Annotated in this window: 14 protein-coding genes; 3 read left to right on the plus strand and 11 right to left on the minus strand. The window is 41.0% G+C overall.

Annotated elements, in window-relative coordinates; all coding sequences use genetic code 11:
* Positions 1-19 precede the first annotated feature (19 nt).
* Positions 20-1,633, minus strand: a complete 1,614-nt coding sequence (locus GHD25_RS02645) for an AAA family ATPase (RefSeq protein WP_164214793.1) — start codon at positions 1,631-1,633, stop codon at positions 20-22.
* 439 nt (positions 1,634-2,072) lie between these two features.
* On the opposite strand from GHD25_RS02645, the gene dcm reads away from it, so the two are divergent.
* Positions 2,073-3,251, plus strand: coding sequence for a DNA (cytosine-5-)-methyltransferase (gene dcm, locus GHD25_RS02650; RefSeq protein WP_164214794.1), 1,179 nt, complete (start codon positions 2,073-2,075; stop codon positions 3,249-3,251).
* Between the two features lie 1,057 nt (positions 3,252-4,308).
* Here the strand turns inward: dcm and GHD25_RS02655 are convergent.
* The 10 genes from GHD25_RS02655 to GHD25_RS02700 all read right to left on the minus strand — a co-directional run bounded on the left by GHD25_RS02655 (position 4,309) and on the right by GHD25_RS02700 (position 13,275).
* A complete protein-coding gene (locus GHD25_RS02655) occupies positions 4,309-5,418 on the minus strand; it encodes an aminotransferase class V-fold PLP-dependent enzyme (protein ID WP_164214795.1) in 1,110 nt (369 codons plus the stop codon).
* The gene (locus GHD25_RS02660) at positions 5,411-6,610 is read right to left on the minus strand and encodes a M20 family metallopeptidase (protein WP_164214796.1); all 1,200 of its coding nucleotides are present in this window, start codon (positions 6,608-6,610) and stop codon (positions 5,411-5,413) included. Before GHD25_RS02660 ends, GHD25_RS02655 begins: the two co-directional genes overlap by 8 nt.
* A gap of 49 nt (positions 6,611-6,659) precedes the next feature.
* The gene (locus tag GHD25_RS02665) at positions 6,660-7,388 is read right to left on the minus strand and encodes an MBL fold metallo-hydrolase (protein WP_164214797.1); all 729 of its coding nucleotides are present in this window, start codon (positions 7,386-7,388) and stop codon (positions 6,660-6,662) included.
* A 3-nt stretch (positions 7,389-7,391) separates the two neighbouring features.
* Complete coding sequence (locus GHD25_RS02670; protein WP_164214798.1) at positions 7,392-8,384, minus strand: Gfo/Idh/MocA family protein; 993 nt, start codon at positions 8,382-8,384, stop codon at positions 7,392-7,394.
* 47 nt (positions 8,385-8,431) lie between these two features.
* The gene (locus GHD25_RS02675; RefSeq protein WP_164214799.1) at positions 8,432-9,922 is read right to left on the minus strand and encodes an SLC5 family protein; all 1,491 of its coding nucleotides are present in this window, start codon (positions 9,920-9,922) and stop codon (positions 8,432-8,434) included.
* A 17-nt stretch (positions 9,923-9,939) separates the two neighbouring features.
* The gene (locus tag GHD25_RS02680) at positions 9,940-10,272 is read right to left on the minus strand and encodes a hypothetical protein (RefSeq protein WP_164214800.1); all 333 of its coding nucleotides are present in this window, start codon (positions 10,270-10,272) and stop codon (positions 9,940-9,942) included.
* A 2-nt stretch (positions 10,273-10,274) separates the two neighbouring features.
* Positions 10,275-10,907, minus strand: a complete 633-nt coding sequence (locus GHD25_RS02685) for a bifunctional 4-hydroxy-2-oxoglutarate aldolase/2-dehydro-3-deoxy-phosphogluconate aldolase (protein ID WP_164214801.1) — start codon at positions 10,905-10,907, stop codon at positions 10,275-10,277.
* A gap of 11 nt (positions 10,908-10,918) precedes the next feature.
* On the minus strand, positions 10,919-11,866 hold the full coding sequence (locus GHD25_RS02690) for a sugar kinase (protein ID WP_164214802.1): 948 nt from the start codon (positions 11,864-11,866) through the stop codon (positions 10,919-10,921).
* A gap of 10 nt (positions 11,867-11,876) precedes the next feature.
* Positions 11,877-12,347, minus strand: a complete 471-nt coding sequence (locus GHD25_RS02695) for a RidA family protein (protein ID WP_164214803.1) — start codon at positions 12,345-12,347, stop codon at positions 11,877-11,879.
* 160 nt (positions 12,348-12,507) lie between these two features.
* Positions 12,508-13,275: an IclR family transcriptional regulator gene (locus tag GHD25_RS02700; protein WP_164214804.1), complete on the minus strand. Its 768-nt coding sequence runs from the start codon at positions 13,273-13,275 to the stop codon at positions 12,508-12,510.
* A 602-nt stretch (positions 13,276-13,877) separates the two neighbouring features.
* Here GHD25_RS02700 and GHD25_RS02705 point away from each other — a divergent pair.
* Together GHD25_RS02705 and GHD25_RS19890 are read left to right on the plus strand one after the other, a co-directional pair.
* A complete protein-coding gene (locus GHD25_RS02705) occupies positions 13,878-17,525 on the plus strand; it encodes a S8 family peptidase (protein ID WP_164214805.1) in 3,648 nt (1,215 codons plus the stop codon).
* 282 nt (positions 17,526-17,807) lie between these two features.
* Positions 17,808-20,084 carry a M14 family zinc carboxypeptidase gene (locus GHD25_RS19890; protein ID WP_164214806.1) on the plus strand — a complete coding sequence of 759 codons (2,277 nt, stop codon included), beginning with the start codon at positions 17,808-17,810 and terminating at the stop codon, positions 20,082-20,084.
* Positions 20,085-20,124 lie beyond the last annotated feature (40 nt).

A 20,124-nucleotide genomic window follows, 5' to 3' on the forward strand; every position in this document is an offset into this window, starting at 1 on the left:
CCACCTTCCAAAGTCTAATTTACTCTTTGTCTTTGTTTTCTTCTTCAATTTCCTTTTTTTCATCAAGCTTATCCTTAATGCCTAATACATCCACACCACTTGCAAAGTTTATTACTACGTCTGAATAAGTCTTAAAGTCATTATTGAATAACTCTTGTCTTTTATATCTTACAACATCATCCCATAAGTAAATTAATAATTTTGAGGTGAAGCTACTATTGTCTGTTATTTCTTGTGGAGCTAGGAAATAAGGTCCAATTAAACGGTCTTCATTAATTCCTATCATTTTGAGTTTCTCGTTAATTGTGTTAAGTAATATTCTCCATTCATAGGAGTCACCGGCGTACTCTATTTTAACTTTTTCATGAACAAATCCTTTTTCTTGAATCGGCATATATTTAAATTTCCATCTTCTTTTAAACGCAGAGTCTAACATAAAAACTCCTTGATCTGCACTATTCATTGTAGCAACTATATTTAGATTATTGGGTATATATAATCCGTCTTCAAACTTGTCACCTAAGCCTTCTAAAGATGTTAAATAATTGTATAGGTCTTTATTTGGCTGGATCTTATACTGACTATAGCCGTGTTTATTTCTATCTAACAATTGGAATACATCTCCAAAAACAGCAGGTGCGTTTGCTCTATTTAATTCCTCAATTAGTAATGTAAAAGGTTTTTCCGGATCATTAATTGCTGCAATTAAGGTACTAATAAAAGGACCAGGTATAAACTCGTAATTAATTACTGGCTCTCCAAGTTTAAATTCTTTTCCAAGTAAATTATAAAGTTTATCATTTGTTTCTTTGTATAAAGGGGACGGTTTATAATTACCTATAAAATCATAATATGAATACTCTGAATGGAAAACCACTCTAGTAATATTGAAATAATTGTCTTCTATGTATTTACTTTTACCAGTTCCTGGAGCCCCATATACAATAAGATTCTCCGAAATGTGGCTGCTAGTGTTAGTTCGCTTAATTTCTTCTGCTTGAAGTTTTAAGGCGCTATCCATCAGTTCTGTATCTGAAGCTAAGTAGTTGGCAATATCTGCCACGTATGATTGACTTACATTAACAAGCCCTAATAAATTTAAAGTTGGGGAAACAAAATAATCTCCCCGATCTATTGTCTTGTTACCATACCACCAATCATAATCAGTAATAAATCTACTTAAGTAATCTGCACTATTAGTGTCTTTATCAAAATAATCATCAATTTCTTGTTTTATCTCACTTGGGATATCGTCAGGGTCTCTTCCTTTTAACTCCTTTATTTTATTAAAAAACTGTGATCTCGTAAGATTATTGCTATTAGATTCAGCCATATTTTCCAAAACCTGTTTATAATTTATTAATTCAGAAACAAATTCAACAACAAATGTTGCTATATAAAACCATTGATTCGGACAATATATCTTATTATTTGATGATGTAGTAATTTCTGCAGAGTAACTATAATATTGAACCTCACTACCCTTATTTTTTAATAATAGAGAAAACCTATCCTTAAAAGTGGTGCTTAACTGAAAATCTTCATTCGTAAAATTTTTATTAAAGTTAGCTTTGGAATCATTAGCTAACTTATTCAAGTCCTCAAGTCCCATGTTTTTTTCAGATCCTTTCACTTATTTGTTTTTTCTTTAGTTAAAGTTTTGTACATGTAATTAATTAGTTATAATAAATATTATGATAAACCTTTGGTAATGAAAATATAATGTCTATCTAAACCATAAAGTGATGAAAGTAATGATGTAGTTACCGACAACCCAAACGTTTTACTTGCTAATTTGAATAAACTTTCAGGAAGTAAGTCAAGGCGATGCTCTAGTGCTTCATAAACTATTAATCATGGTTTGGGTATATACTAGACACTAGATACTTTCTTATTAATTCTTGAAAGAAGGGTATTTTCAAAATTTATACCTCTATCCTACTAAGATACCATAATTAATAACTTTTATCTTTTTAGTAATAAAAAAATAAAAAAGTTAGACAGCCAAATAAATGTTCGGTATAATTTGTGTCAGATAGAGGACAAAATGACCTTAAGGAGACACGTTCATTATGAAATCAAAAAAAATAAAAGAAAAACGGGAAAGATTAGGGCTAACACAAAAAGAGTTTGCTGATGCTTTAGGTTTAGGGAAGAATGGAGATAGAACCCTAAGAAGATGGGAAAATGGGGAATGTAATTGTTCAGAACTAGAATATAAAGCTATTTTGAATTTTCCTGAAAAACCTCCATTTATAAACCCTGAAAAACCTAAATTTAAAATTATTGATTTGTTTGCAGGTATAGGTGGCATTCGATTAGCATTTCAAAAACACGGTGGAACTTCTGTTTTCGCTGCGGAATGGGATAAATTCGCAGTTAAAACTTATAAAATGAATTTTGGTGAAATACCGGTTGGGGATATAACATCAGTGTCTGTGGATGAAATCCCTAAACATAATATTTTATTGGCTGGATTTCCTTGTCAGCCTTTTTCTCAAGCAGGATTAAAACGAGGTTTCGAAGATACTAGAGGGACATTGTTTTTTGATATTGCACGAATCTTGGAATCCAGAAAACCTCAGGCTTTCCTGTTAGAAAATGTTAAGCAATTAAGAGGACACGATAAAGGAAATACATTAAAAACTATTTTGAAGGTTCTTGAAAATGATCTAGATTACACTGTACATGTTAAAGTACTTAGGGCTGCTGATTTTGGTTTACCGCAAAATAGAGAGCGGATCTATATAGCAGGGTTTTATAACCCTCTTGGTGGTCAAGATGTTCCTTTCAATTTCCCTTTACCAACATTTAAACCTACTAGAGTTGGAAATATTTTAGAAGAAAAAGTCGATCCGAAGTACACAATTTCGGACCGATTATACCATGGGCATCTTCGCAGAAAAAAAGAACACATGAAAAAGGGAAATGGATTTGGATTTTCCTTGTTTAACAAAAATAGTCCTTATACAAACACACTAAGTGCTAGGTACTATAAAGATGGTAGTGAAATTTTGATAGATCAGGGACTTAATAAAAACCCTAGAAAGTTGACTCCAAGAGAATGTGCTAGATTACAAGGGTTTCCAGAAAACTTTATTATTCCTGTTTCCGATACGCAGGCGTATAGACAATTCGGGAATTCTGTTGCAGTACCAGTAGTTGAAGCAATAGCAAGAAACATGGTGGAAGCAATAGAAAACAGTGTAGATTTTCAATCAATTGAAAACAAAAAATTAGTTTCGACATAAATAGAAAAGGTTCCTCAACCATTTAAAAATTAGGTTTAGTTAAAGGTTGTTTTAAATATTTAGTATTTCATGACCTTGTATATTTTAAAGACGGAGAGTTAGGAATGAATATTAGTGTGTAGTTTTGCATTTGTACGTATAGGTTGCAGTGGTGCACCGAAAGAAAGACCATAAGGAAAAAGAGGTCCCAGACTATCATCTAGAGTTAAATAAATGAAGTATAGGCTTAATGGTGATGGGTTATGGTTAACAAGGATATTTCGTTTAGTTAGCGGTAAACTGACTGTTGAATATTACATTTTCTAATGAAAAAGACATATAGAACTTTTACGTTTTTTCTTTTATAACAGATAGGAGAAAAACCTCGAAAGAGTAGTACAAAATTTTAAAAAAGCGAGTGGAAAAATATATTGGTCCGAGACCCACCAATGTTAATATTTAACTTAGGGTCGTATTGAAACAGACAAAGTCTATCGAATCCATCCATCCGTTTTTCCACTCTTTGTTCACTGAGAAAACTTTTATCAAGCGGACTGAAGCTTGGTGCAGCCGATGAAGGCGCAGGAAATTTTCGGTAACTTGTACTACTCGTCCACACCGAGGGGAACAGCCCCTTTGCTATAATAGAAAACCCAGAGTTTCCTGGTATTTTTTCCCATTTATTTACTATTTTAAGGAAACACTGGAATTAACAGACAGTAGTTGCATAAAAATTCCGAAACTTCTTGGAAAAATGTATTTCTTTCTCCACTCCAGTTCTTTTTCCGGCAAGTGCGATGCTATGCGGTTTGTTAGACCTTCATTCTATTACTTACGATAATTGCGTGAAAGAAGAAACTAGCAAAAAGGCTGGCCAATCGGACAGCCCTTAACAATTCAAATGCATTCTATTCCAACCCTGTTAACTAAAAAGGTATTGAAACTAGCATCTGTTCCATGCAAACAAACTATCTTTTACTTACACCTAACCCCCTGTTAATCATACCTAAATAGGGGTTAACTTATACAAAAATAATAATGACCTAGTCATAGATGCTCCCAAAATGATTAAGTACGCTTACCCTTCCGTCAAATTCAAAAACCTATCCACTTCCTCCTCAGTATTATAAAAATGAGGAGACACCCGGATTCCGGAACGGTAATTAACCGCTATCTGCAAATCGTCGTAAAAAGATTTATCTCTTCCGGTAAAAAGGGTGATGCCCGAGATGGTTTTTTCAGGAGACTTCACCGTTACATTTGGAATTGAATCCAACCCGCTTCGAAGTCTTTTTGTCAGCAAGGTTATCCGGTTATAAATATCTTTCCGAATAGGATATAACTGCTTTAAGGCTTCATGTGCTCCGGTGATGGCGGAAAAGTTCATATTTCCGGTTTCAAAACGGCTTGCAGCTTGAGATGGATTATATATCATGTCTTCGTAATTAAACTTATCCTCCATACTGGCCCAGCCGATCCACGGTGGCTGCATCTCCTGTAACGCCCGTTCGCTGACATACACAAACGAGAGTCCGTCAGGGCCCATCAGCCATTTAAAGAACCCGCTTACGACAATATCCGCATATACTTTCATTAAGTTTAAATCATCGGTGCCGAACCCCTGAATTGCATCTATCACGAAATATATATTATTTTCTCTGCAAAATGAGCCCAGCTTCTCCACATCCAGTTTGTTTCCATTTGTGGCGTTGACCCAGCTGATGCTGATCACTTTTGTACGTTCGCTGACCGCATGTATAATGTCATCTGCTGATAAGCAGTGATCTTTATGTTTTACTGTTTTCACTGCTGCACTCTTCTCGCGGGCCGCATGAATCCAAGGGTATACATTGGAAGGGAAATCCAGATCAGTAATTATGATCTCATCGCCTTCTTTTATAGGTAATCCCATTGCAGCCAGGTTGATCCCTGCTGAAGTATTCCATAAAAAGGCTATCTGCTTTGGATCAGCCTGGATCCATTTCCCAATGACTGCCCTCGTTTCTTCTACCTCTGTCCACCAATTGCTAAAATCTGCTCCTTCTTGCTGACGGTAGCTATGAAAACTGGTAATCTTGCTTACAACTGCATCATGTAATGGGGACATAGCCGCATGGTCCAGGTATAGTTTATTTGTTCCTGTAATTTGCATACCGCTTCGAAATTGATTGATATCGGCTTTATTCATTGTTGCCACCTGCTTCTTCAGAAAAATTGCGAAATATTTGGGCATATATGTTTATAGCTTCGATTAACTCCGCAGGATCAATCCACTCATCAGTAGTATGAGCTTGTCTGATGCTTCCCGGCCCAAATACGACCGTAGGAATATTTTTTGGTGCAATCTTACTTGCATCACATCCAAATTGCAATCCTATATAGTCAAAGTCGCTGTCCCTATTTTTCATAATATCTTTCAGTTTCATTAAGCTGGCACCGTTAAGATCATTGGAAAGCGGAGGATCAATTAAATAAGGCTGATGCCAGGTAATATCCCGGCTTGTCTCTTCGGCGAGTTCCTTATGAACGGTATCTTTAATATGCGCATAAGCTGACTGCCAATCTTCCTGCGGGTTTAAACGTCTGTCTACATGGATAGTACACTCTCCAGGTATAATATTAACCTGCTCCCCGCCATGGATTAAATTTTGGCTGATCGCACTCTTTCCGCAAAATGGATGCGTCACTTCTTCCACTTCTTCACGAACAGTGCTTTTTAAAATTTGAATAACATCAGCCATTTTATCAATCGCATTTTCTCCCTCCCAGGGTGTGGAGGAATGTGCATTTATTCCGCGGGAAGTAACTTTAAATCGGATACTTCCTTTATGAAATGCCCCTGCTTTTAATTCCGTAGGCTCTCCGACAATGGCCAAGTCTGCCTTTAAGTTATCGTCTTCTACTAGGGCATCTACACCCCGGTGGCGATGTTCCTCATCTGCGGTTGCAGCAAATAGGATGTTTAAAGGCAATTCCCCGCCTTCTTCATGAAATGCTTTTTGCAGCCCAAGAAGCATGGCGGTAATTTGCCCTTTTGCATCATTCGCGCCGCGCCCGTACCACTTGCCGTCTTTTTCCACCAGCTGAAAAGGATCAATTTCCATCCCCTGTACATCTACGGTATCCAAATGGGTTTCCAATAATATAGTTGGAAAGTTTTCCCCTCGGTGGTAAGCAGCAATAATATTATTCCGGTCAGGCAATACTTCTTTTTTCTCCACCTTCATATAAGGCATTTGCTGCTGCAAATAATCAAATAGATAATCCCCGGCTTCCTTTTCCCCATACTCCACTCCATAATCACTTTGTTCCCCGGGGTTTATACTTGGTATCGCAACCAAGCGGGATAGTAAATGATAAGCTTCCGCCTTCCAATCCATGTTAAATACCTTCTTTTTATTATTTTTGCGTTTGCTTTTGGCTTTTCAATTAAAATGTTCTCGGGGTAAATACTTTACTCATTTGATCAATTCCCATTTGCACATGGTCCTGCCCGTTGCTTAGCACGAATAAACGGTGGCCGGGGAACAAAGCATCTGTTTTCAAGTCCGCCAGCTTCCCCATATCCTCTCTGAAATCATGCAGGCTGGAACCTGGTGCATTTAATAATCCAATTTCCCCGTTCACAAATACAGTGTCTCCGGAAAAGAGAACATTTTTATCTTTCGCTTCCATATAAAAACAGAACATTCCCGGGCTGTGACCCTTTACATGAATTGGCTGTAATGTGAGAGAACCGCATTTGACCGCTTCTTCTTCCTTCATTAGAAAGTCCGGCTGAAAATATTTAAATTGGTAGCCTTGTGGATACCCTCCCGCATTAATAGCCAACTCCAGGGCAAGCTCCACTTCATCCCTGTTATTTTGCATCCATTCATTTTCGACATCGGAGAGCCAGACTTCCTTACCTTCCTGCTGAAAAAACTGGCTGCCTCCTCCATGATCGGCATGAGAATGTGTACAGATGATACGGGAAACCTTGTTCCAGTCCATCACTTTTTCAACGTTCTGCTTTAACCGTTCCGGCTCTATACCTACACCACTGTCAATGATGACAGCATCATCACCGCCATCGACCAAATATACATGGCAATCATAGCGGTTGGAAAGACCAATTTCTCCGCTGCCTATTAAATGTACTTTTTCTGTTAATTGCATGGACTATAACTCCTTCCATTGTATTTCCCTTTTTTCACTGGCAGAACGAATTAACCCTTCAGAGATTTTCACACCTACCGCAGCTTCTTCCATGGTGATAACCGGAGCTGCGCTTCCTTCCATCAAACGCAGGAAATGTTCCAGTTCATTGCGCAATGCCCCGGATACCACTCCATGCACTGCAGGAGTGAGCTGTATGTCAGGCTGTGATAGCTGGCCATTTCTCATGATGTGAATATTATCTCCGGGATAACGGAACTTCAGATGGCCTTCATCCATCATCGCTTCAAATTCCACATCTAAATATTGGCCATATTCATTGGGCAGGCACCACTGGGTCTCCAGTGAGCAAAGCAATCCATCTTCAAATTCTATCAGCCCTAATAATATTCCAGGCGTCTCGTTATTGGAATCAATTTGTCTCTGCATGGCATACATCCGCTTCGGCAAACTGGATGTATTCCAGATGATTTGGTCTATATCATGGGAAAGGGCCATAAAAACCGGGTGTGTTCTGGAATGTAAATTAAAGCGTTCCACCGGCACATTCCGCTTCACCTTTAATGATTTCAAATTACCTTTTTGCTCATTTAAAGCTTCTTTCACCCTGGCATAGCCGGGATCAAAACGAAGCATATGCCCAGGCATGATAATGCTCTCTGATTCCTTCTCAAGCTTTACAAGATTTTCTGCAGTTTCGATACTGGTTGCAACGGGCTTTTCCAATAATACGTGTTTCCCATAGGATGCTGCCAGTCTGGCAAGAGGCTCATGACTCTTCTCATCTGTAGCTATAATTACCCCGTCAAGTTCTTTTTCTTTTAATAATTCCGCCGCATCCGTATACGTGTTTTTAATATGGAACCTATTGGCGGCATGGGATAATTGCTCTTCATTCAGGTCACAAATGCCAAACAGGTTCACCCCTCTCATGGATTGGAGTGTTTGGATATGCTCCAATCCAAACACTCCCGCTCCAATCACTCCAATGTTCATACTTTTTCCTTCTTTGTACAACATGAATTCCTCCGTCTGAGAAGTATTTAACCTTCTTCACTTGTTTCTTTGCTTCCGATTCTTTCCAGGAATTTATTTACTTTCTCTTCATGTTTATTAGTAGCTGGAATCATGTAACTGAGAATTACCCCTACTATTAGTGTAACTAGTGTACTTGTCGCGGTAGTAGCAGCCAATCCCTGAATGCCGCCCACTCCCAGAATGGAAACAACAAAGCCTAAAATAGTACCGGAGAGAATAGAGATAACCGCTGCAGTCGCTTTCATTCTTCTCCAGAAAATGGCCAGACATACGATAACAAATATTGGCATATCGGTAATGGCAATGACGTTTAATATGGCATCAACCGCACCGCCCAATAATGGTGTAATGAGTGCCCATGAAGTACCGATAACCGCCAGCACAATCGTTGTAATACGGGAAACCTTTAAATAATGCTTTTCTGATTCTTTTGGCTTCCATTTTTTATAAAAGTCCTCTGTAAATAAAGAGGATGAAGCTAATAATGCGGAGTCAGCAGTCGATATACCGGCTGATAATATAGCCGCAAAGAAAATCCCCAAAAGTCCTACAGGAAGCAATTCCACATATACTGCAGGGCCTACCATATCCGGATTCAACGATGCCACTACTTCCGGTGAAAGCAATGATCTGGCTGCAAGACCAGGCAGCACTTCCAGAATGGCAACCGGAATGGCAACGATCGCTGTAAAGATTAAACCCCAGCGGGCAACATTAACAGATTTTGCTGCCAAACCGCGCTGCATGACAAATTGGCTTGTAATAAAGTATGGAAAACCAAGTAACGTCATGGCAAGAATCCAAGGCCAGCCATTTGCACTTTCCGCAGAAGGCACCCACTCTGTTAAGTTGGATGGCACCGATTCCACCACTCCGGACCAACCGCCCAATTCATTAAAGATATAAAAACCGCCGAGGAACAATCCGGCAAACATGATAACAAACATTAATGAGTCAGTTATTGCAACAGACCTGAGTCCGCCCAGGTAAGTATAAATCACAACGATAACTGCAATTCCCAATACCAGCCAAGTAATATCTACTCCAAATAAAATACCCAAAATAACTGCTGCCGCATATACGGTTACTCCGTAGCGGTTTAAAGTATCCGCAATAATCCAAATAACACTAATGATCCCACGGACACGTCCGTCATACCTGTCTTCAAAAATTTCGGACATCGTATTGTAACGGAGTTTTCGATAAATAGGAATAAAAATAACAGCAGCAAGCACACAGGCCATGGCATTTAATGCAATCCATGAAACAGATATACCTGCATCATATACAACCCCCGGCTTCCCTACTAAACTCCATGAGGAGAAGTTTGTTGCACTAAAAGTAGCTACCAGCATAAAGGGGCCAAAGGTCCGTCCGGCAACAGAAAAATCTTCAAATTCTCCTACCCCGCGGGAAACCCACCAACCGATAAATAATGTAACGATTACAAAAATAATAACAATCGATATATCAATTCCAGATACAGTATAATCCATATTTTTTACCCCTTTTCTTATTCCCCTTCTCGTTCTTCTTTAGATACCATCATTTTCAGCATTTCATTTCTGGCGACGGCAATCAATCCGCCAAAGATCCAAAGTCCGTATCCCCACCAGACAAAAGGTGACACCTGTTCAGAAGTGAATCCTGGCCGGAATAATAAAGCGACGACGAATAGAGCTAAACCAAAATACATAATCCCCATTCCATAACGCCCTTTTATTTTTGGTGACTTTTCCTGTTTTTCGAATAGAATTTTTCCGCGCAGTTCCATAATCGTTCCTATGATTAATACAATTGCAAACAAACCAACAGAACCTAAAATTAATACACTACCTAAGTCCATCACTATTCCCCCTTCTTCTTAAGCGATTCAAGCTGAAACTCTTTTAACCTTTGAACGATCAGTGATTTTTCATTTTTTTGCACCCAATCTTTCGGGAAGAGACTGCTGCCTATTCCAACAGCCTGCACTCCTGCCTCAAACCAGGAATTCACGTTGTCCAGCCCTACACCGCCTACTGCCATAAGGTTCACATGATTTAATGATGCCAGCACATCCTTAATATATCCGGGACCAACTTGTCTCACAGGAAAAACTTTAATCAAGTCAGCTCCCGCTTCATATGCCTGCTGTATTTCTGTTGGCGAATATGCACCCGGTATATAAGGAATGTTCAGCCGCCTTGAAGTATTGGCTACATCAGCCGAAAAGCTTGGGCTCAAGAAAAAGGCAGCACCATAATCAGCAGCTTTATATGCAATTGGCGTGTCCACTACTGTTCCAGCCCCCACCGTAAGATCACGGCCAAACTTTTGATTTAGTCCGTTTATTAAGTCAAAACTGCCCGGCTGGTTTACAGATATTTCTAAAATACTTATATCTGTTTCCAGTAAACATTCCACAAGGAAATAGGCTTCTTCTTCGGGAACGCCCCTAAGGATCGGCAGTATCTTCTGTCTCTTAATGCTTTCTATCATAAAATTCACCTCTATCTTATGGTTTCACTATCTTCTTTCAGAAAAGATTGTAATTCTTTCTGTGTCGGCAAACCGCCGGTATCTCCTTCTGTACTTATGGCAAAGGCAGCTAAAGCATGTCCATATACAATCGACTCCACTCTTGTTTTACCGTTTAAGTAACCATGGAGAAAACCTGCCGCAAAAGCATCGCCGGCCCCTACTTCATCAATGACATTGTTGATCTCAAATGATTTAACGAATTCCGTATGTCCATCCTCTATTAACCAGGCACCTTTAGCTCCGTCTTTCACGACCATGGCAGGAATTTTCCATTCAAGTGCAAATTTTTCAATGTCCTGTAAAGTCTCTAAGCCTAATAGCATTTTTAATTCATCTTTTCCGGGAAGAAAGATATCACTCTCTTTAATAATGGGCAGCAATGTTTCCCTGGCTTCCTCAATATTCCATAATTTAAGTCTCACATTTGGATCGAAACTGATAAGCTTATTATATTTCTTTCCAAGACGGACCACTTCTGTCACAAGTTTTTTGCAGCTATCGCTTAATGACGGCGTAATTCCTGTAATATGGATGATTTTACATTGTTCGATCCACGCCGGGTCAATATCTTCTGCGGAGAGTGCAGAGGCAGCAGATTTCTCCCGGTAATATAGTACTTCCGTATTTAATAAAGACCTTTTCTGCTTAAACATCAATCCCGTTTGATTTGCAGGATCTCTGGTTACACCCTCCGTATCTATACCTTCTGCCCTTAAAGTATGCAAAATTTTTTGACCGAAGACGTCCTCCCCAACCCGGCTTACCCATTTCACTTTATGATTGAGGCGGGCAAGTGCTGTTGCAACATTAGACTCTGCTCCTGCTATAGAAACAGAAGCCTGGCTTGTACGAACAATCGACTCATCGTTGATTGTAGAGAAAGCCACCATTGATTCCCCAAAAGTCAGCACGTCCATGTTAAAACTCCTATTCCTGTTCCAATTCTACAATTGTTTCTATTTCCACCGGTGTATTAAAAGGCAGTTCATTTGCTGAAAGTGCGGAACGGGAATGCTTGCCTTTTTCGCCGAATACTTCTTCCAGCAGTTCCGAAGCTCCGTTTATAACATATGGATGTTCGACAAAACCATCTGCCGAATTTACAAATCCTAATAATTTCACAAAATGCTTTATCTTATCAAGGTCCCCAATTTCCGCTTTCAATACTGCCAGTGTATTGATCATGGCCTGACGGGAAGCTTCGTATCCTTGTTCTACCGTTAAATCTGATCCTACTTTCCCTTCATAGATCAATGTACCGTTATCACGGCAGTCCTGGCCTGACACATATACCAGATTGTTGCTGAAACGTTTGGCAGGAACATAAACGGCTGCCGGTTTTGGCGCTTCAGGCAGTTCAATGCCCAGCTCTTTCAGTTTCTGTTCGATTTTACTCATATGCTCACTCCTAAAATATTATCCCTTTTAAGGTTTTTCACTCTTATTTTCACAATTACGGATATTATTTATCCAGATGTTGGGTTCTATTCATGTTTTCTGTTGGAATAACTTATATGTTTTAATTATTAAAACACCGTTTTATATATGGGTGAAAAAATTAGAGGCTGCCTAATCGCCTCGAAATTAATTGAGCTGTTTCTTTTATCTCTACAGCTAAATCAAATAATGATAACTTATCAATTCTGGATGCTGGACCCGCAATACTGATCGCTCCTACTACAGACCCTTTAAAGTTAAAAATGGGAGCTGCCGTACACTTCACCCCTGATTCATGTTCTTCCAGATCAAACGAATAACCCTGTGCACGAATTTTCTTTAATTCAATTTGCAAGTCATCTATATTGGTTATTGTCTGATCCGTATATGGGTGAAAATCAATTTGCGGAAGAATCCGTTCACGCTGTTCTTCCGGCATATGGGCTAAAATCGCCTTCCCGATTCCTGTACAATACAGAGGGGACCGCCTTCCTACTTTTGAATACATACGAACCGAACGGTCGCAATCAACCTTGTCAATGTAAACTACTTCTCCGCTGTCCTCGACACCCAAATGGACTGTTTCCTGGATCCTGTCTTTTAAATCTACCAGATAAGGACGAATGTCGCTTATCCAATTTTTTTGATTTACTACCTTTGAAGCCAGTTCAAACATTCCCAATCCAAATTGATACTGTTGTGTTGATTGGTTTTTCTTTAAATACCCTTCTTCTTCCAATGTTGCTACAAACCGGTATATTGTACTCTTATTAATGTCAAGTCTATTTGCCAGTTCTGTAACTCCCAAACCTCCTTCCTGCTCAGCTACTGATTCTAAAATCCTAAGCAATTTTACAGCAGATGAATTCCTCAGCGACTTATTTGTCATTTTCTCCCCCTAATTTTTTAACTATTAAAACAGTGTTTTATATTAATTATTGCTTACATTATAATTAATAACTGAAAACGTTGTCAAGCTATTTTTTGATTTCCATCTATTTATTGTGATTTTATTAACCTGCTCCAGGATTTTAAAAAGAGATCTATTATTGATTTGTCTCTTTAATAAAGCCGACTTTTCTTTCCAACCATCTTCCTGCATCCAATATACCCACAGCCCATCCTGCAAAAGTAATCAAATCTCTATTGCCTAGCCCTAAAGCTTTACCAAAAATGGTTTTTATTAACTAATTTGTATATTAATTCAGGACTTTCATTCCGTTTTCTGAACTTTTAAAAATGAATCCTCTGTCGGATTTTTTTTACCATTTTTTTCTTATATACTTAAAAGAGCATCACGATTCGACATAGGCAGCGGTTTTGAGGAAGAACAAATAAGGCATGTGGAGGTGGATATCTTCGTTTAAATGTCTTAGCATTTGTCCTTTCCTGCAAACGCATCGTCTGTATTGAAAGGACGGACAAGCCCGTAGATAGTTGAACCCCGGGAAGATTTTAAGCAAGTTAAAATCTATGAGGAGGTTTTCTGCGATGAAATGGAAAACGGTCGTAGGTGCTGGTGTATTAACGCTGATTTTGTCACTGATAGTTGGCTTTACACTGTCTGACTCTTTCCAAACAACAGCAATAGAAGATTCTTCTGCTTCGCAAGCTGCAGGAGAGAGCTACACTGTTACGTTAATAACGGGAGATCAGGTTACAGTGCATGAGCATGAGAATGGAAAGCAGGAAGTTAATATCGAACCGGCAGAACGGGATGGATATGAAGCAAACTTCGAGAAGATGGAGGTCGATGGGGAAGATTTATATATCATTCCCGACGATGTGCTTCAATATATTCCTGATAAGCTGGATCGGGAGCTTTTTAATATTACCAGATTAATAGATCAGGAGTATGATGATGCGAATTCGGACAATATTCCAATCATCATTACCATGGAAGATCGCGCAGTAAATCAAAGCATGCGTTCCATGGACACGTCTTTAAGTGAAACAAGCAATCTGCCAAGCATTAATGGGGTGGCAGCAGAGGTTTCCAAAGAGGAGACTGAATCACTCCATAAAGCTTTATTTACAACGAGCAGCGAGAATACACTGCAAAGTACAAGTCTTTTCAGCAATATCGATAAAATCCACCTGGATCAGAAAGTGGAGGTGGAGCTGGAGGACAGCGTTCCGCAAATTGGTGCCCCTGAAGCTTGGGATGCCGGATATGACGGCACCGGGATGACAGTAGCTGTACTTGACTCCGGTATTGATGCAAATCATCCGGATCTCGAGGGAAAAGTTGTAGCGGAAGAAAACTTTTCCTCTGATGAGACAACCGACGACCTGCATGGGCATGGTACTCACGTTGCTGCAACGGTTGCCGGAAGCGGCGATGCTTCAGACGGACTGCGTCAGGGTGTGGCACCAGGAGCAGACCTCATCAATGCAAAGGTGCTGAACTCAGCTGGAAGCGGTGCTATTTCCGATATTATTGAAGGAATGGAATGGGCAGCTCAGGAAGGTGCATCCATTCTTAATATGAGTTTAGGCGGAGGGGTTACTGACGGAACGGACCCTATGAGTCTGGCAGTCAACTCTATCAGCGAAGAATATAATGTCCTGTTTGTTATTTCAGCAGGCAACTCCGGGCCTGGAAATGAATCGGTAACTACTCCGGGGGCAGCGGATGATGCTTTGACAGTTGCTGCCTTTGACAAAGAGGGAGAACTGGCCAGTTTTTCCAGCCGGGGACCCAGAACAGGGGACTATGCAATTACACCGCATATTGCCGCTCCCGGTGTAGCCATTCAGGCAGCACGGGCTGAAGGAACCTCTATGGGTACACCGATTGATGATTACTACACGGCAGCGAACGGCACATCCATGGCTGCTCCGCATGTGGCCGGTGTGGCAGCATTATACGCCCAAAAGCAGCAGGAAGCAGGAGACTTTAATGCTGAATTGGTAAAGTCTGCCCTCGTTTCCACAGCCGGGCCAAATGATGAGTACACCGTCTTCGAACAGGGCGGCGGCCTTATTAATGCAGAACGCGCATTGACACAGGATGTATTTGCTCAAACAGCCACACTCGATATGGGCTTTTTCGAGTATCCGCATGAGGATCTGGAACCTGTCACAGATACGATTGTCTATCAAAATGCCGCAGATGAGGATGTAACACTGGAATTTTCTGTGGATGTCCAAGCACCGGATGAGTTTACCCTTCCTGAAGATATGATCGAAATTTCCGATGAAGAAATCACAGTAGAAGCAGGAGAGACTGCGGAACTTGAAGTCACCGTTAATCCTTCTTTAGGAGAACTTGGTCTGTATGGCGGTTATATTACAGCATCATCAGCGGATGATGAAACGCTGATCCATACACCGCTTGGTTTTTACAAAGAACCGGAATCCTATGATTTGACGATAGAAGGGATAACCAGAAATGACCAGGTTCCATTAGGACCAAGCCGGGTGAGTGTCATGAATGCCATAGATTCTACTGTCTTCAGTGATTACAATGTTACTTTCACGGAGCAGGATGAAGGAGAGATCACTTTCCGGGTGGAGGCAGGCACGTACAATATAAACAGTATGCTGTATACGTACGAATCTGCTGATGACCCAACGGTTACGAGTGAAGTGGCCATGATCAACGAACCAATGGTGGAAGTCTATGAAGATACGAAAATAACATTGGATGGCAGTGATGCATTCCCGGTTACTGCAGAAGTAGAGGATGAAGCTGAACTGGATAGTTTCAGTCTGGCATACCACCGGTCTGCAGAAGAACTTGGTTCCATCACAAGCAGCTACAGTTTTATCGGCGGTGCAGACTTTGATGTATTTGCCTATACACCAACAGAACCAATCAGTTTGGGAGAATTCGGTTTCTATACGCAATGGGAGTTTCTCTCACCTGATGCTTACTATAATTTAGTGCTCGAGGATGCCATTGTGTCAGATACGCACTATGATATTGCAAATGACGAACTTGCCCAGTTTGACACGAAATATTATGCACAGCAGCCGGGGGATACCTATTCCAGGTTCCAGCATAAATGGAGACCATATGAGTTTGCATCTTTTGCTGCAAGCAAACGTATGGATCTTCCTCAGGAAAGAATGGAGTATTTTGTAGGCGATGATACGAGATACCGCTCAACGATAGCACCAAGCGATGAATGGCCCGGCGGTGTTGAGTTAAGACATGATATAACGGAGTTCGAGGTTGGACTGCATGAAAGAAACTGGTATAAACAGGCAATGCAGCCGGGTATTATACCGGGAAGCTCACCAGTCTACCGGGAAGACGGCAATCTGGAAGTTTTCCTGTATGAGTATACAGATGCAGACGGCCATTATTCTACAGGGGCACCCGATGCCAATCCTGTTTTCCGGGTTTACGAAAATGAGGAGCTGGTGGAAGAAACTGACCGGCCAAGAGGAACTTTCCCGCTGGACTCGGATTCATCTGAAATCAGACTTGAACTTGAAATGGACGCTGACAAAGCATGGTCGCCTTATTCTTCCTACACGCTGACAAACTGGACCTTTAACGTGGAAGAACCCGAGGCGGAAGAACAGGAGACTGCACCAATACTGTTCATTGATTACGACTTGAACCTGAATATGAACAACGCAGCAGTCCGTGATGATGAGCATAACCTGAACTTTGCAGTGAACCATCAGGCCGGGGCAGAACCTGCTGCCATTGAGGATGCAGTGGTTTCCATTTCCTATGATGATGGAGAAAACTGGACGGAATTACAAGATGCAGCGCATTTGGGTGACGGATCGTTTAATGCGGTACTCAACCATGATAACGTCCCTGAAAGCAATGGTTTTGTCTCCTTAAAAATCGAGGCATGGGATACAGACGGTAACAGCATTGAACAGGAAATTATCCGCGCCTACCGCATTCCTGTAACAGCTGACAGCATGATTACGCATATAGAGCGTTTTGAAAACGAAGGCGAAATGGAAAATGAGACCAGCGCCCGTCAGCTAAAAACACATCTGACAGCGGTAGATCAATACGAAAACCGGGGAGAGGCTGCTAAAGTAATTCGCCATATGGAAAGCTTTGACCAGCTGCTTGATTATCAGCTGGACCAGGGACTGATTTCTGAAAAGGCATATCACTTCCTGAAAGCTGACAGTGATACCATTACCGGATATTGGGAGTAGCAAATAATACAGAGTGCGCTTTGCACGGCCAGGCGCACTCTTTTTAAAAAAGCCGGATTCATTGGTTTATAAATAAAACAGCAGTCTCCAATGGAAATTGGTGATAGCGCATCTTCCGTTTCCCAAGGAAGATCCGTTAACACATATATATCTGCTAATGGAAGGAGGATTGTTTTAAAGAACAACAATATTTTCAAGACGAATTCCCGAAACTTACATGAGCGGTATTTTCAACATTCAGAACAGGGAAAGCGGGGGAAGCGATTTGAGATTGTATTAATTATGGAAATCAAAGGAGAGGTTATTTTGAAGAAATTTTTAAGCATTCTACTGGTACTATCGCTTTTAATTCCTGTCACCGTATTTGCGCAAAGTGAAGGTGCAGCAGTTGAATCAGAAGTTCCGCTTGTAGTCGTGTATTTGGATGATGAGGAACAAATGCAGGAATTGGTGGAAGCCGGAGTGGATGTTACGAATTATGACCCGGTTAACAAGGAAGCCCAAATCGTCTTGCATGATTTTGAAAAAGATTATTTATCAGAACAAAACATGGAGTATGACATCTTAGTGGAAAATTTAAATGCAGAAACTCCCCGCGCCGGAATGAATGCGCTTTCTTCTGATGCAGATTATCGCTCATTTGCGGATTATGAACAAGAACTGCATCAGATTGCCGAACAATACCCGGATATAGCCGAATTGCATGTGATTGGCGAATCTCATGAAGGTAATCCTATTTATGCCTTGGAAATCAGTGACTCGCTTGGCGAAACCGGGGAGCCGGAAAGTGTGCATATGGCACTTTATCATGCCAGAGAATGGCCAACAGGTGAGATGGCAATGAATCTGGCTCACCACCTTACCGATGGATACGGCGAAAATGATCAGGTAACCCAAGTGGTCGATGATATTAAAACGTGGATCATCCCTGTGGTAAACCCGGACGGTTTTATTCATTCGTATGAAGATTACCGTATGTGGCGTAAAAATCGTATGGATAACGGGGACGGCACCTTTGGAGTGGACCTGAACAGAAACCATTCATACCTGTGGGGCAGTGATAATGGCTCTTCCGGAAATACTGACTCTAATACGTATCGCGGAACAGCACCTTTCAGTGAACCGGAAACAGCAGCATTGCGTGATTTCTTCCTGGAACGGAATGTGATTACCACGATCACAAGCCATACGCACGGCGAGCTTATTCTCTACCCATGGTCACATAAATTTGACGTAGTGCCTGATCCGGAAATTGAAACTATGGCAGCCGCAATGTCTGACTTTAATGGGTATTCCGATATTCCGGCGATGGGCTTATACCCGCAAAGCGGCGATTACCTGGATTGGATGTATGGCACAATGCGCGGCATCAGTTTTACATTTGAAAGCGCCACCGAATTCATCCCGCCATATGAGGGATATAGTTATCCGGGCGTCCAAACAGATAACAATGCATTTGAAGGCCGTCTGTTGACTTTTTCACCTGAACTCAACGGCCAGGAGGGTCTTGTAGTAGATAGCGGGCTAGGAACAGATGCAGCAGATTTTCCAGAGGAAGTCGATGGAAATATTGCGCTAATTGAACGCGGCGAGGGCACTTTCAGGGAAAAGGCGCTAAATGCTCAAGAGGCCCGGGCAATTGGTGTAATTTTTTACAATAACACCTCCGGATTTATTGAAGGTACACTTGGTGCTGACGGTGTGAATATCCCGGTAATCGGGGTGGAAAGATCATCAGGCTTGAGCATGTTAAATGCCATTGATGATGGTGAAGAAATAACAGCTGCTTTAACGCCTGATGCGTTCCAGGGTGACGGAATAGATGAACTGTATGAGAGAAACCTGCCTGCATTTATGTATAGCATAGAACAGGCAAAAGAACATGGCAGCATCATTCAGGGAAATGTTACGGACAAGCTTACCGGAGAAGCAGTGAAAGCAGAGCTTGAATTTGAATCAACTTTTGATGTTCCATTAACCGGAGCATGGGAAGGGCAGACTGTGGAAGAAACACAGCATGGTTCTATTGAGGCTGAAGGTGCTTTCGAATGGACCGTACTGCCAAGTGAAAAACCTGAGTTGGATAGTGACCCTTATAATATAACAGTGACCTCACCGGGAAGATACGAACAACAGGTAGAGGTTGATATCGACGGTTTTGGACAAGCGGAAACGGTAGATATTGAACTGCAGCCTGTAGTGGAATTAAAAGGAGCCGTAACGGTACGTGACAGCTGGGGTACAAGCAGCACCATCCCTCTTCGGTTTGCTACCTTAACAGAGGACGGCAGCCAGGAAAATATGGAAGATGTTCGTGTAACCATTTATGACGGCGACAAAGAGTTTGCATCTTTCACTGAAGGCGGCCAATATAATGACATCCGTCAACTCGGTCAGGATGGGAACTATCACCTTAACATCTTTGGAAACCAGCTGGGATTCCAAGGGAAAGTATATGATGTAGAAATTACGTATAATAACGGAGATGAGGAGCTGTCTTATGAATTTCCTCTGCAGATCGGCAGAGCTGTTCAAAGCTTTCCGATTTTGCTTCCGTAAATGATAAATCACTTTTAAAAGAGGATAATCATTCATGACT

This window comes from Virgibacillus aidingensis (assembly GCF_010994035.1).
GTDB lineage: Bacteria > Bacillota > Bacilli > Bacillales > Amphibacillaceae > Virgibacillus_N.